General features: G+C 64.1%; 14 protein-coding genes and 1 tRNA gene. 7 read left to right on the forward strand and 8 right to left on the reverse strand.

Annotated elements, in window-relative coordinates; all coding sequences use genetic code 11:
* Nucleotides 1-88 precede the first annotated feature (88 nt).
* Genes BM046_RS04930 through glpK form a run of 3 tightly spaced genes read left to right on the forward strand, consistent with a single transcriptional unit; the run spans nt 89 to nt 3,100 of the window.
* Entirely contained in the window at nt 89-1,123 is a 1,035-nt protein-coding gene (locus BM046_RS04930; protein ID WP_090537570.1) for an NADP-dependent oxidoreductase, read from the forward strand.
* 7 nt (nt 1,124-1,130) lie between these two features.
* Nucleotides 1,131-1,604, forward strand: a complete 474-nt coding sequence (ybaK, locus tag BM046_RS04935; protein ID WP_090537572.1) for a Cys-tRNA(Pro) deacylase — start codon at nt 1,131-1,133, stop codon at nt 1,602-1,604.
* A gap of 11 nt (nt 1,605-1,615) precedes the next feature.
* Entirely contained in the window at nt 1,616-3,100 is a 1,485-nt protein-coding gene (glpK, locus tag BM046_RS04940) for a glycerol kinase GlpK (RefSeq protein WP_090537574.1), read from the forward strand.
* Nucleotides 3,101-3,117: 17 nt separating this feature from the next.
* On the opposite strand, the gene BM046_RS04945 is transcribed toward glpK, so the two are convergent.
* The 3 genes from BM046_RS04945 to grxD form a co-directional block, all read right to left on the reverse strand.
* Nucleotides 3,118-4,299, reverse strand: coding sequence for an AI-2E family transporter (locus BM046_RS04945; RefSeq protein ID WP_090537576.1), 1,182 nt, complete (start codon nt 4,297-4,299; stop codon nt 3,118-3,120).
* Between the two features lie 204 nt (nt 4,300-4,503).
* Nucleotides 4,504-4,580 (reverse strand) — tRNA-Pro (locus tag BM046_RS04950).
* A gap of 101 nt (nt 4,581-4,681) precedes the next feature.
* The gene (gene grxD, locus BM046_RS04955; protein WP_090537578.1) at nt 4,682-5,002 is read right to left on the reverse strand and encodes a Grx4 family monothiol glutaredoxin; all 321 of its coding nucleotides are present in this window, start codon (nt 5,000-5,002) and stop codon (nt 4,682-4,684) included.
* A gap of 228 nt (nt 5,003-5,230) precedes the next feature.
* Between grxD and argF the strand changes: the two genes are divergently transcribed.
* The 4 genes from argF (at nt 5,231) to BM046_RS04975 (ending at nt 8,151) form a co-directional block, all read left to right on the forward strand.
* A complete protein-coding gene (argF, locus tag BM046_RS04960; RefSeq protein WP_090537580.1) occupies nt 5,231-6,136 on the forward strand; it encodes an ornithine carbamoyltransferase in 906 nt (301 codons plus the stop codon).
* A gap of 5 nt (nt 6,137-6,141) precedes the next feature.
* Complete coding sequence (locus BM046_RS04965) at nt 6,142-7,248, forward strand: ABC transporter ATP-binding protein (RefSeq protein WP_090537747.1); 1,107 nt, start codon at nt 6,142-6,144, stop codon at nt 7,246-7,248.
* A gap of 74 nt (nt 7,249-7,322) precedes the next feature.
* Nucleotides 7,323-7,802: an FKBP-type peptidyl-prolyl cis-trans isomerase gene (locus tag BM046_RS04970; protein WP_090537581.1), complete on the forward strand. Its 480-nt coding sequence runs from the start codon at nt 7,323-7,325 to the stop codon at nt 7,800-7,802.
* Between the two features lie 136 nt (nt 7,803-7,938).
* Complete coding sequence (locus BM046_RS04975; RefSeq protein WP_090537583.1) at nt 7,939-8,151, forward strand: hypothetical protein; 213 nt, start codon at nt 7,939-7,941, stop codon at nt 8,149-8,151.
* 31 nt (nt 8,152-8,182) lie between these two features.
* Here BM046_RS04975 and BM046_RS04980 read toward each other — a convergent pair whose 3' ends face one another.
* Genes BM046_RS04980 through BM046_RS05000 form a run of 5 tightly spaced genes read right to left on the reverse strand, consistent with a single transcriptional unit; the run spans nt 8,183 to nt 13,533 of the window.
* A complete protein-coding gene (locus tag BM046_RS04980; protein ID WP_090537585.1) occupies nt 8,183-8,674 on the reverse strand; it encodes a GDYXXLXY domain-containing protein in 492 nt (163 codons plus the stop codon).
* Nucleotides 8,664-9,713 (reverse strand): DUF4401 domain-containing protein, encoded by a 1,050-nt coding sequence (locus BM046_RS04985; RefSeq protein ID WP_090537587.1) that lies wholly within the window; start codon nt 9,711-9,713, stop codon nt 8,664-8,666. Before BM046_RS04985 ends, BM046_RS04980 begins: the two co-directional genes overlap by 11 nt.
* A complete protein-coding gene (locus BM046_RS04990; RefSeq protein ID WP_090537591.1) occupies nt 9,710-10,687 on the reverse strand; it encodes a DUF2157 domain-containing protein in 978 nt (325 codons plus the stop codon). Before BM046_RS04990 ends, BM046_RS04985 begins: the two co-directional genes overlap by 4 nt.
* A 16-nt stretch (nt 10,688-10,703) precedes the next feature.
* The gene (locus BM046_RS04995; protein WP_235818570.1) at nt 10,704-12,035 is read right to left on the reverse strand and encodes an MFS transporter; all 1,332 of its coding nucleotides are present in this window, start codon (nt 12,033-12,035) and stop codon (nt 10,704-10,706) included.
* Nucleotides 12,036-12,078: 43 nt separating this feature from the next.
* Complete coding sequence (locus BM046_RS05000) at nt 12,079-13,533, reverse strand: MFS transporter (RefSeq protein ID WP_177197790.1); 1,455 nt, start codon at nt 13,531-13,533, stop codon at nt 12,079-12,081.
* Nucleotides 13,534-13,739: the final 206 nt, after the last annotated feature.

Raw genomic sequence — 13,739 nt, forward strand, 5'->3', positions numbered from 1 at the left:
CGGCAGGATAGCCCACGGTTGACCTCGCCCGGCGGGCTCTGCATGCTAGGGTTCATTCACAGCCAGTCAAATAACAACGGAGTTTTCCATGCCCCAGAGCCCAGACCGGAACCGTCAGATCCTGCTTGCCTCCCGCCCCGTCGGTGCACCGGTGCCCGAGAACTTCAGCCTGGTCGAAACGCCGGTGCCCACCCCCGGTCCGGGGCAGATGCTGCTGCGCAACCTGTGGATGTCACTGGACCCCTACATGCGCGGCCGCATGAGCGATGCCAAGTCCTATGCCGATCCCGTGCCGGTGGGCGGCGTCATGCCCTGCGGTGCGGTGAGCCGGGTAATGCAATCCAATCTGGACGGTTATCAGCCCGGCGATCTGGTGATGTGCTATACCGCCGGCTGGCAGGATTACAGTCTGTCGGACGGCACCATGGTGTTCAAGCTCGACCCCGACATGCCGGAGCCTTCCCAGGCCCTCGGTGTGCTGGGCATGCCCGGGTTCACCGGTTACATGGGATTGCTGGATATAGGTCAGCCCAAGCCCGGCGAGACGGTGGTGGTGGCAGCGGCCACGGGACCGGTGGGCAGCGTGGTGGGTCAGGTGGCCAAGCTCAAGGGCTGTCGGGTGGTCGGCATCGCCGGCGGAGCGGACAAGTGTGCCTACGCGGTAGATGAGCTGGGCTTCGACGTCTGCCTCGACCACCGCCTCGACAGTCTGGCCGACGACCTGGCCAACGCCTGTCCGGACGGCATCGATATCTATTTCGAGAACGTCGGTGGCAAGGTCTTCGATGCGGTCATGCCCCTGCTCAACCCCCACGCACGCATCCCGGTGTGCGGCCTGATCGCCCAGTACAACGCCACCGAACTGCCACCGGGTCCGGACCGCCTGCCGGCACTGATGCGCCTGCTGTTGAGCCAGCGCATCCGCATGCAGGCATTCATCATCTTCGACAACTATGGTCCGCATTACCCTGAATTCCTGGCGCAGATGACGCCCTGGGTGGCCGAGGGCAAGGTCAAGGTCAAGGAGCACCGTATCGAGGGTCTGGAGAACGCCCCCCAGGGCCTGATCGGCCTGCTCGAGGGCCGGAACTTCGGCAAGGTGGTCGTCCGGATCGCCGACTGAACAGCAGATGACACCGGCAACCAAAGTACTGGACAAGGCGCGGGTCAACTACAGCCTGCACCGCTATGAACACGATCCGCAGGCCGAATCCTACGGCGGCGAAGCGGCGGAGAAGCTCGGCCTGGACCCGGCCAGGGTGTTCAAGACCCTGCTGGCCAGCACCGAAACCGGCGAGCTGCTGGTGGCGGTGGTGCCGGTCAGCGGGCAACTCGACCTGAAACTTCTGGCCCGCGCGGCCGGCAGCAAGCGAATCGGCATGGCCGACCCGGCAGCCGCCCAGCGCAGTACCGGCTACCTGCTGGGCGGCATCAGCCCGCTGGGCCAGAAGAAGCGCCTGCGCACCTTCATTGATGACAGCGCCACGCAGTGGCCGGAGATCTACGTGAGCGCAGGCCGACGCGGGCTGGAGATCGCCCTGGCACCGTCGGATCTGGCCAGCCAGACCCATGCCACCTTCGCCCCCATCGGGCGCAACGACTGACGGATATTCCCATGCCAGACTACCTGCTTGCGATAGACCAGGGCACCACCAGCAGCCGGGCAATGATCTTCGATCAGCACTGTCGCCCGCTGCAGACGGCACAGCAGGAGTTCGCCCAGCATTTTCCGCAGGATGGCTGGGTCGAACATGATCCGGAAGACATCTGGCAGTCGGTGGTCAGCGTGGTGCGCAACGCACTGCAGCAGGCCGGACTGGCGGCAACCGATATCCGCGGCATCGGCATCACCAATCAGCGGGAGACCACCCTGGTCTGGAATGCCGAGACCGGGCAGGCGATCTACCCGGCCATCGTCTGGCAGGACAGGCGCACCGCCGCCTACTGCGACCAGTTGCGCGAGCAGGGTCACGAGGCGCTGATCAGCGAGCGCACCGGCCTGCTGATCGATCCCTACTTTTCCGCCACCAAGCTGCGCTGGATCCTGGACCAGGTGCCCGGTGCCCGCCAGCAGGCCGAACAGGGGCAGCTGCGCTTCGGCACCGTGGACAGCTTCCTGCTGTGGCGCCTGACCGGGGGCCGGGTGCATCGCACCGACGCCACCAACGCCTCGCGCACCCTGCTCTTCAATATCCATACCCAGCAGTGGGATCAACAGCTGCTTGAACTCATGAACATCCCGGCCAGCCTGCTGCCCGAGGTGCTGGACAACACCGCCGAGTTCGGCCACACCGACCCGAGCCTGTTCGGCGCCCCCATCCCGGTGGCGGCCATGGCCGGTGACCAGCAGGCGGCGCTGGTCGGGCAGGCCTGTTTCAGCCCGGGCAGCGTCAAGAGTACCTATGGCACCGGCTGCTTCATGGTGATGAACACCGGCGACACACCGGTGCGCTCGGCCCACCGCCTGCTGACCACCGTCGCCTACCGGCTCGATGGCAAGCCCACCTACGCCCTGGAGGGCAGCATCTTTGTCGCCGGTGCCGCCATCCAGTGGTTGCGCGACGGACTCAGGCTGATCAGCCATGCCGACGAAACCGAAGCCCTGGCCGAGCAGGTCGGGGATCAGAGTGGCGTCTATCTGGTACCGGCGTTCACCGGACTGGGTGCCCCCTACTGGGATCCCAAGGCTCGCGGGGCCATCCTCGGCCTGACCCGGGACACCGGTATTGCCGAGATCGTCACCGCCGGGCTGCAGTCGGTGTGCTTCCAGACCCGTGACCTGCTGGAAGCCATGCAGGCCGATGGCAACATGGCCATAACCTCGCTCCGGGTGGATGGTGGCATGGTGGTCAACAACTGGATGGTGCAGGCCCTGGCCAATACCCTGGGCGTGGCGGTGGAGCGTCCCCGCATAACCGAGACCACCGCCCTGGGTGCGGCCTGCCTGGCGGGACTGCAACAGGGCCTGTTCGGCAGTCTGCAGGAGCTTGCCGGCCACTGGGGCCGGGAGCGCAGCTTCGCCCCTCTGATGCCCGAGCAGCGCCGCCTGCAGCTCTATCAGGGCTGGCTGGATGCGGTGCGGCGGGTACGGGGAACCTGACCGCGCCGCGCCCCCTCTCAGGGCCGGGCTGAATCCGGCAGTTCGCTGGCCGGCATCTCTTCGGCAGGCACAGCCGCCGCTGCTACCTCGGCCGATTCGTCAGGCAGCTCCTCGTCCTCGGCGGGTACGGCGGGCACGGCAACGACCTCCTGCTCCTCCCGCGCCTCGGCGTACAGACTCCAGGCCGCCATGAACAGCGCTGCAATCAGCGGGCCTATGACGAACCCGTTGAGGCCGAAGAGCGCAATGCCGCCCAGGGTGGAAATCAGCACCACATAGTCCGGCAGCTTGGTGTCCTTGCCCACCAGGATCGGACGCAGCACGTTGTCCGCCAGACCGATCACGACTGCGCCGAAGGCAGTCAGTACCGCCGCCTGCCAGATGGCACCGGTGGCCAGGAAGTAGATCGCCACCGGTCCCCAGATCAGACTGGCACCCACCGCCGGCAACAGCGACAGCACCGCCATGAGGACGCCCCAGAGCACCGCCCCCTGCAATCCGAGCACCCAGAAGATGAAGCCGCCCAGCGCGCCCTGGATCGCCGCCACGGCGATGTTGCCCTTGACCGTGGCCTTGACCACAGTGGTGAACTTGCTCAGCAGGTGCTGCTTGTACATCTGACCCAGCGGAATGGCGCGGCGGATCTGCGCTGCCACCAGCCGACCATCACGCAGCAGGAAGAACAGCAGGTAGAGCATGATGGCGAAGCTGATCAGGAACTGGAAGGTGTTCTGACCTATGCTGAAGGCCTTGGTCGCCAGGAACTGACTGCCACTCATGGCAAATTCGGAGAGTCGCGCCTGCACGCCGGCCAGGTCGGCCAGGCCGAAACGCTCCAGCAGATCCCGGGCAAACTCCGGCAGGGCATTGACCACCTGCTGCAGATACCCGCCGACATCGAGGGTGCCGCTGCTGATGCGCTCGTAGAAGTTGGCACCCTCCTGCACCAGCGCACCGGCCAGAAGACTGAGGGGAAGTATGACTATCAGCAGGATGATCAGCAGGGTCAGCGCCGCCGCCCATCCCCGCCGCTGCCCCAGACGCGCTTCGAGGCGGCGCTGCACCGGCTGGAAGATGATCGCCAGTATGGTGCCCCAGAACACGGCACCGTAGAACGGCAGCAGTATCGTCGCGAAAGCGACCGAGACCAGTGCCAGCAGCAACAGAAAGCTCTTGTTTTCCATCTTGGTGTTGTTCATGGCTGTGCAGATTCGTCCATGCAGGGATGACGGTTGAAGAATACCAGCGAGCCCGGCCCGCAGATAGCGCAGGCTTGGACCCGCTCGAAGGCCGAACATTCAACCGGGGGAGTTCAAGACCCGAACAAGGGATGGACAGTGCAGAAACGACAAAGCCCTGACCGGGGTCAGGGCTTTGTGCTGGTCATCCGAAGATGACCGTATTGGTCGGAGCGACTGGAATCGAACCAGCGACCTTCTCGTCCCGAACGAGACGCGCTACCAGGCTGCGCTACGCTCCGTGTTGGTGAGGCGGCATTTTACATAAACGTTTTATTTTCACAAGGCCTTGATGAAAAAAAATCCATTGCCGCCCGATGCTTAGATCCGCTGGCAGCCTCGCTCAGTCCTGCGCGGCCGCTTCCAGCATGGTCTGCAGCTCGCCGGATTCGGCCAGCTCGAGAATGATGTCGCTGCCACCGACCAGCTCACCCTTGACCCACAGCTGCGGGAAGGTGGGCCAGTTGGCGTACTTGGGCAGCTCGGCGCGGATATCCGGATTCTGCAGGATGTCCACGTAGGCGAATTTCTGGCCACAGCTCATCAACGCCTGTACCGCACGGGCGGAGAAGCCGCACTGCGGAGCATTCGGAGCACCCTTCATGTAGATCAGGATGGGGTGGCTGGCAATCTGGTCTTTGATGGTGTCGATAGTACTGCTCATGGCAATCCTCTGAGGCGTTTGGGGCCGGAATGATGATCGCCATTGTATCGCAAACCACCCCGCCCTGCCCAACTGCACGGCGACCATTGGCGTCATTTGCCTTGCAACGGATTTTCCCTATAAGATGCCCGCTTCTCACCTTTCAAGATATGGCTTGTACCGAGCCACCGAGCTGCGGTAAGGGGTCCTGTTTCCCGCCAGCAGCCAATCCCGATCAGGTAACACAAGATGACAGTACGGCATTTTCTCTCGTTGATGGATTGTTCCCAGGCAGAGCTGACCAGCCTGCTCAAGCGCGGCATCGAGCTGAAGGATCTGCACCGCCAGGGGGTAGTCTACGAGCCGCTGAAGAATCGGGTGCTCGGAATGATCTTCGAGAAAGCCTCCACCCGGACCCGGGTGTCCTTCGAAGCCGGCATGATCCAGCTGGGAGGCCAGGCCATCTTCCTGTCCCCACGGGACACCCAGCTCGGTCGTGGCGAGCCGGTGGAAGACAGCGCCCGCGTACTGTCACGCATGTGCGACGCCATCATGATCCGCACCTTCGCCCACAGCACCCTGGAAACCTTCGCCACCCACTCCCAGGTTCCGGTGATCAACGGGTTGAGTGATGATCTGCACCCCTGCCAGCTGCTGGCCGACATGCAGACCTTCCTTGAGCATCGCGGCAGCATCAAGGGCAAGACGGTCGCCTGGATCGGTGACGGCAACAACATGTGCAATACCTATATCCAGGCCGCCATGCAGTTCGACTTCCAGCTGCGCGTGGCCTGCCCGGAGGGCTACGAACCGGATCAGGCGTGGCTGGATCGCGCGGGCGATCGTGTCACGCTGCTGCGCGATCCCCGCGAAGCGGTCGCCGGCGCCCACCTGGTATGCACCGACGTCTTCGCCTCCATGGGCCAGGAAGACGAGGCCCAGGAACGGCTGCGGGTATTCACTCCCTATCAGGTCACCCGGGCCATGCTCGATCAGGCCGACCCCGAAGTCCTGTTCATGCACTGCCTGCCCGCCCACCGCGGAGAGGAAGTGTCCCATGACCTGCTGGATGATCCGCGCAGCGTGGTCTGGGATCAGGCCGAAAACCGCCTGCACGCGCAGAAAGCCCTGGTCGAGTTCCTGCTGGTCGAGTGAGCACCATGTCCCAGATCGTTCTGGAGTTGAACCACCTCAGCTGCGGCTATGACAACCATCCGATAGTCCAGGACCTGAGTCTGCATCTGCGGGCCGGCGACATCGGCTGCCTGCTGGGCCCCTCCGGCTGCGGCAAGACCACCACCCTGCGCAGCATTGCCGGTTTCGAGCCGGTTACCGCCGGCGAGATCCGTCTGCAGGGCCAGGTGATGTCCAGTCCGGGGCAGCGCGTTCCGCCGGAGCAGCGCCGCATCGGCATGGTATTTCAGGATTACGCCCTGTTTCCCCACCTGACTGTGGCGGAGAACATCGCCTTCGGCATCAGCAAGCACCCCGAACGCCGCCGGATAGTCAGCGAACTGCTGGAACTGGTCAAGCTGGACCGTCTCGGCAAGCGCTATCCCCATGAGCTGTCCGGCGGACAGCAGCAACGGGTAGCACTGGCCCGGGCACTGGCTCCCGAGCCTGCCCTGCTGTTGCTGGACGAGCCCTTCTCCAATCTGGACGGTGACCTGCGTCGCCGCCTGTCCGCCGAAGTGCGCGACATCCTGAAGACCCGGGGCATCAGCGCACTGCTGGTCACCCACGACCAGAACGAGGCCTTCGCCGTCTGCGATCAGGTCGGCGTGCTGCGCGACGGTCGCCTGCAGCAGTGGGATACTCCATTCAACCTCTATCACGAGCCGGCCACTCCCTTTGTCGCCAGCTTCATCGGCCAGGGTTACTTCATCCGTGGTCAGTTGCTGACCCCCGACACGGTACAGACCGAGCTGGGTGTGCTGCGCGGCGATCGCGCCTATCAGCTGCCTCCGGGCAGTGCAGTGGACGTGCTGCTGCGTCCTGACGACATTGTCGGCCAGGCCAGCAGCCCGCTGACTGCCACCATCACCGGCAAGGTCTTCCTCGGCGCCACCACCCTCTACCGCCTGCAGCTGCCCACCGGCAGCACCGTCGAGACCCTGTTCCCCAGCCATGATGACCACCCCCTCGGCGAGGTTCTGGGAATCAGCGTAGCCGCCGATCATCTGGTGATATTCCCGGCCCAGGGCAGCGTCAACGTCAGCGCGCAGCTGCCCCTGGAACAGATGCTCGAAGAGGGTGATTCGGACTGAATCACCCCACGGCTTGGCAAGCGGGCCGACGCTCCGGATAATGGCGGCTTTTCCATCCAGGACGAGTCGCAGCCATGCAGATTGCCAAAGATACCGTAGTCCAGTTCCACTACACCCTGTTCGACGCCGATGGTCAGGTCGAAACCTCCCGTGACCATGAGCCGGTGCTCTACCTGCATGGCCAGCCCGGCCTGCTCGAAGGTCTGGTAGAAGCCATGGAAGGCCACAAGGCCGGCGACAGCTTCACGGTCGAGCTGCCGGTGGACAAGGCCTACGGCCCTGTCCGGCCCGATGCCACCCAGAAGGTCCAGGTAAAGCACCTGCAGGGCGCCAGGAAATGGAAACCGGGCATGCTGGCGATTGTCCAGACCGAGCAGGGTCCGCGCCAGGTTACCGTGGTCAAGGTCGGCCTGTCCCAGGCGGTGGTAGACACCAACCATCCGCTGGCCGGTCGTGATCTGAAGTTCGACGTGGAGATTCTCTCGGTACGCGCCGCTACCGAAGAGGAACTGGCCCACGGCCATGCCCATGGCGAAGGTGGTCACCAGCACTGATCTGCCGGGATTTGCGGAAATCTTGCGGCGATTGGACGGGGATAAATGCCAGGGAAGGCACCAGATAAAAACAGCACAAGCTTTGTTGACAGATAAAGTGTATTATGGTTGTTTTTATCGCAAGGGAGCAGATTCCATGTCAGCCAAACCCGCCGTCAAACCCGCCGCCAAGCCGACCCGCGCCGCCGCGCGAAGCAAGCCGGAACCCGCGGTTACCACCAGCGCCTCCATCGATGCTCAGGTTGCAGCCTTCCTCGCGTCCGGCGGCGAGATCCAGACCATCCCCACCGGCACCAGCGGTCAGACCTATGGCGGTCCGCGCGCCCGTGCGGCGGCAAAGAAAGCCTGATCCACGGCAGCAGCAGTATCGGCGACGACATTCAGCGCCGGTTGCTGCCCAGCAGCTGTAGCTGCCCATCATAGAGCCCGGCCAGCAAGGCCGTGCCATCATCGGCAACGCGAAAGCCTCCCCAGCGAGCCTGCTCATAGACATGTGCGGTGCCCTCCTGGAAGAAGAAGGCATTCGGCCCCACCGTCAGATGTCCACCCTCCCTGCGGATACGCATGGACACCACACCCGGCTCGGAGCTGAGCTGGTCCCCCGTGCCAGCCAGCACCGCCCGGCCTTCCGCGCCGCGGTGCAGATAGGCATAGCCCGGTATCTGCTCACCGGAATCAGGCAGCTGGGCATCCACGGCAAAGCGCAGGGCCATGTAATCCCCCTGCATCAGTGAGCGCGGATCCACCGGGGCCAGCTCCAGCAGCACCAGCTGACCATCACGCAGAGTGCGCTCGAAGCCGTACACCAGATAGCAGGCCACCGCCAGCACCAGACACAGGGCAGCCACTATCGCAGCACGTTCAGCTCTCATTGTCAGCCTCCCAGAAGCGCAGCACCAGCCAGCGCAGCAGCAGAAGCACCACGCCGCTGAGCATCAGCACCATCGACTTGTGCAACAGACTGAGATGCAGGCTGTAATACAGGTCGCCGAGATACAGGGTCACCACCAGTCCGACCAGGGCGCACCAGAGGCGCTCGCATGCCCGGAACAAAGCCAGCCACAGGGCACCTGTCACCAGCAGCCCCGGAGCCGCCCAGCCAAGTGCACCGACAACCAGGCAGGCAATACCCACCGATGCCACCCTCGCCAGCGACTGGCCCCGCACCAGCCAGAGCGCAACGCCCAGCAGCAGGGTGGCTGCGCCCAGGGGGTACAGCCACAGAACCCATGCGGCTTCGTCGGCCAGCCTGCCCAGCGGTAGCGTCCAGTCCCTGCGGGCTATCAGCGGCAGTGCCATGGCAGCAAGGGTCGCTGCCGCCGCCACCGCCCGCCAGACCAGCGCCTGCGGCGCCCCGGCCCATGCGCCCCGACGGAGCCAGAGCAGCAGTGCCAGGCCCGCCAGCAGCAGACCGTAAAGCGACAGCCAGCCATTGAAACCGATCAGCACCGCCACGCCGGCAAATACACCCAGGGCACAGAGCACCCTGTGCAGCGCGGGCGCCGGCACCCACAGCATGCCCAAGGCGACCAGTGCACCGCTCAGGGCGCAACTGCGCAGCTCATCAGATCCGGACAGTTCGCCGACCGCGTAGACCAGCATGCCCTGCCCCGCCAGCGACAGGGCCAGCCCCATCTGCGCCAGAAAGATGCCGGGCTGACGTAGCAGCCAGACTGCCAGTCCCAGCAGCATGGCGCCAATCAGGATGGCCCCGAAGAGGCTGTCGTGCGCCAGCGCCAGGGCACTGCTGAGAATCAGCATCAGCGCTGCCAACCAAGCGGCCAGACCGGCAAACAGATGAACGAACCAGGGTGCCGGGCTCTGCTGCATCACCGCCGCAGCGGCAGCCTCATCCACTATGCCGCGCTGACGCAGATTCTCCAGCAGCGCCTGCTTCCAACTCTCCCTCATGCGTTTGCCTCCCGGTACAGGCGGTGCAGCCACACCGACACTGCGGCACTGCTGGCCAGTAACTGGATGCCCACCAGCTGCAGCACTCCGAAACCGTCCAGCGGATCCAGCAGGCGGATCAGACCCGCAGCCGTCAGCACGACCAGCGAGTAGGCCAGGATGGCCACCATGAACAGGTCCGGGCGCCTGCGCAGGTAGACAGGCAAGCCGATCAGCGCTGCCAGCAGCAGTCCGACCAGCAGTTCCCGGTACTCATGCTGCCACCAGCCGATACAACCGCCGACGGTAAGCGCCGCTACCAGCGCCAGACCGCACAGGCGGTGCAGCAACCTGCCCGGCCGGAGCAGCAGCCAGCCTCCAGCCATCTCGAACACGAGCAACAACAGCAGATTGGTCAGCACCGCAGCCAGCAGACCCGACGCCGAGGTCAGGATGCTGCCCAGCCACCCGGCATGCACGGCGAAGTAGCGCAACACCGCCAGATTGACGACCAGCCACAGCAGCATCCAGCTGGCCGCGGAGCGCGACAACAGCACCCAGAGCAGCATCAGCGCACTCCAGCCGGCGAACAGCTGCCAGATATCGGCACCGGTCTGATATATCTGGCCGATCAGTGCCAGCAGGGCTCCCGTGGTCAGGGCCGCTCCGAACAGACAGGCATGCTGGAATGCCGAACCGGATTGCAGGATGAAAGCAGCCACGGCAAAGCCGCTGAGAGCGAGCGCCGCCGCCGCCAGCTTGTGCCCGCGATGCAGCTCGTCCCAGTTGAAGGCAAAGAAGAAGATCACGCCCAGCGCCAGCAGCAGGCAGCCGTAGAAGCCCAGCAACCGGTCCAGCGCCCAGCGCCATTGCGCAGCGGAAGCCGCTGATGTGGCTGGCGCCAGGGCGCGCTTCAGCTGCGTCGGCGTCAGCAGCCCCTGCTCGCCCCAGCTGAGCAGTTGGTCGCGCCGACGCAACTCGTCCATATGATCCATATCGACCCTCCCTGTGTCATCCGCCGGCGCCGCGCCACAGCCGCAGCCGCTGCAGGAATTCGGGGACAGTGAAAAACAGATAGCACGAAAAGGCAATATTGAGCAGCGACACCAGCAGGAACAGCTGGGGAATGCTGATGCCCACCACCCCCAGCATGAGCATGGCCAGTACCGCCGAGAGCACCATCAGCAGCGAATTGAGAATGTTGTTGGCGGCGATGACCCGGGATCGCTCATGGTCGTCGGTACGGGACTGGATCAGGGCATACAGGGGCACGATATAGAAACCGCCGAACATGCCCAGCCCGAGAATGCAGCTCATCACCCACCAGGCCGCCGGCTGATGCAGCAACGCGCGCCAGCTCAACTGTTCCACACCCACCGCCAACTGTCCGGCCCCAACCCACAACAACAGGCCGAACAGGGTCAGCCCTGCCGCACCGATCGGAACCAGCCCGAGGTTGACCGTACGCCCCGCCAGCCGCTCGCACAGCAGCGACCCCGCAGCAATGCCGATGGAGAACACCGCCAGGATCAGACTGACCACCGACTCGTCGCCGTGCAGGTAGTCATGGGTAAAACCCGGAATCTGCGCCAGATAGGTTGCGCCCAGAAACCAGAACCAGGAGTTGGCCAGCAGCGAGCGGGACACGGTGCGCGACTGCTTCACCAGCCCCAGGTGCAGAATGCGAGCTGACTGCCGGAAGATATTCCAGTCCAATGCCAGGCCCGGCAGCGCAGCCGTGGTCGCGGGTATGCCCAGACTGGCGAGAAAGCCGGCCAAGGCGAATCCCAGCACGGCCAGCGATACCCACCAGGCCCACTGCTCACTGCTCATCAGCAGGCCGGCGAACAGGGTGCCACCGAGGATCGCCAGAAAGGTGCCCATCTCCACCAGAGCATTGCCACCGACCAGCTCCCGCTCCGCCAGGTGCAGGGGCAGTATCGAGTACTTCACCGGGCCGAACAGCGCTGACTGCGAGCCCATGACGAAGAGCACGGCCAGCATCATCGGCAGATTGGCGAGCAGCACGCTTGCCGCGCCGAACAGCATGATCAGGATTTCGGCGAACTTGATCAGCCGGATCAGCCGGTGCTTGGGGTATTTCTCCCCGAGCTGCCCACCCAGCGCGGAGAACAGGAAGAACGGCAGGATGAACAGCAGCGCGCTGAAATTGATCAATACATTGGGGTCGGCGCTGGTGCCGACGCGAAACAGGATCGCCAGCACCAGAGCCTGCTTGAACACGTTGTCATTGAACGCGCCGAGAAACTGGGTAATGAAATAGGGCAGGAAGCGCCTGCTGCCCAGCAACTCGAACTGCGACCGTTCTGCCATTGCTGTCATCCTTCACTGATCTTGAAGGATGACAGCATAGCGGAAGCGCAGGTCAGATTCGCGCCTGGCAGTTCTCGGGCGCTGCGGCCGCCTGCAGGCGCAGATCCCGCCGTTCGATCCAGGACTGGATGCGCTCCTGGCGCGAGGAGGTCAGCGGGTAGCGCCGCGCCAGCACGAAGGCGGCCATGTACATCAGTACGGGGCCGACGATATAGAGCACCCGCAGGGACATCAGCGACTGGTCCGAATGCACCGCCTGGGTGGCATCGAAGCCGACCAGCGCCAGCAGCCCCAGCGACAGGCCCAGACCCAGCGCCATCGCCGATTTCTGCGCCATCCCCGACATGGCAAAGAACAGGCCGGTGCGGTGCTCCTTGCTGCGCGCGGTGTCCAGATCAACGATGTCCGCCAGCATGGACAGCGGCAGGAACTGGAAGGCAGCAAAGCAGAACCCCTTGATCGCGAACATCAGCGCGAAGGGCACCAGCTGGCCCGCCTGCAGGAAGAACATGCCCAGAATACTGGCGCTGGATACCGCCACGGCGACACAGAAGGCATTGTGCTTGCCGATGCGACGACCGAGGATCAACCAGAACGGAATGCCCAGTATTCCCACGCCGAAATACAGCAGATACATCATGCCGATATGGGCCTGGATCTGGATCACGTGCTGCATGAAGAACACCGACATGGCGTTACGGAAAGACTCGCCGGTGATGACGATCAGCAGAATCAGCATCAGACGCTTGAAGGGACCGTTGTTCTTCATCACCCGCAGGCCCTTCTTCCAGTCGGTCTTCTGTACCGAGCGCGGAGGCGCCTCGCGCACCATGGTCACCACCATCAGCACGGTGACCGGCAACAGTATCAGCAGCAGCCAGCCCATGCCGGCCAGGATGGGGCCGTAGCCCAGGCCCAGCTGACCGTCCTTGCCGACCAGCCAGATCATCGCCTGCATGAAGGCGCCGTCGGTATCACCGGCGGCGTAACGTTTGCCCATGGCCTGCACCACTGCAGGGGCCAGCGCCGCAACGAACAACCCGACCAGCACGAACCCCTCCCGCGAGGCGGTAACCCGACTGCGCTGGTGGTACAGGGTCGACAACTCGGCTCCCCAGGCCCCGTAGGGCAGGGTCACCATGGTCCAGCCCAGATACATGAGCACTGTCCAGAGCAGCAAATGCCAGAGGCCGGCTCCATCGGGCGGCATGAAAATCATCACTGTACTGAGCAACATGATGGGTGTACCCAGCACCAGCCAGGGCTTGCGCCGGCCGAAGCGGGTCTGCCAGCGATCACTGATCATGCCCATGATCGGGTCGGTAACCACATCGGTGAGGCGGGCAAAAACCAGTACCAGCGCCATCAGCGCCATGTTGAGTCCCATTTCCTGGGCGTAGAAGGGAGGCAGGTACACTGCCAGGGGATAACCGATGATGGCCAGGGGCATGCCCACGGAGCCATGGATAAGGATGGTGGAACGCTTGAGGATTCCGGACTGACTCATTGATGCCACTCCCATTGCGACCGGCACAGCTGCCACCGGCCCTGTTGTAATTGTTATTGTCCGCCCGCAGGCACCGGGCGCTTATGCCAGTCTACGTCAGGTTGAGGTTCGTTAACCTCCTCCCTTCGCTCTGTGGGGGCCCATCCCTTCGCCACCAGGATCGTGCCGGACCAGAACCCAGAATTGACGGGGCCTGGCGCGACCAT

Source organism: Halopseudomonas formosensis, from assembly GCF_900115905.1.
Lineage (GTDB): Bacteria > Pseudomonadota > Gammaproteobacteria > Pseudomonadales > Pseudomonadaceae > Halopseudomonas > Halopseudomonas formosensis.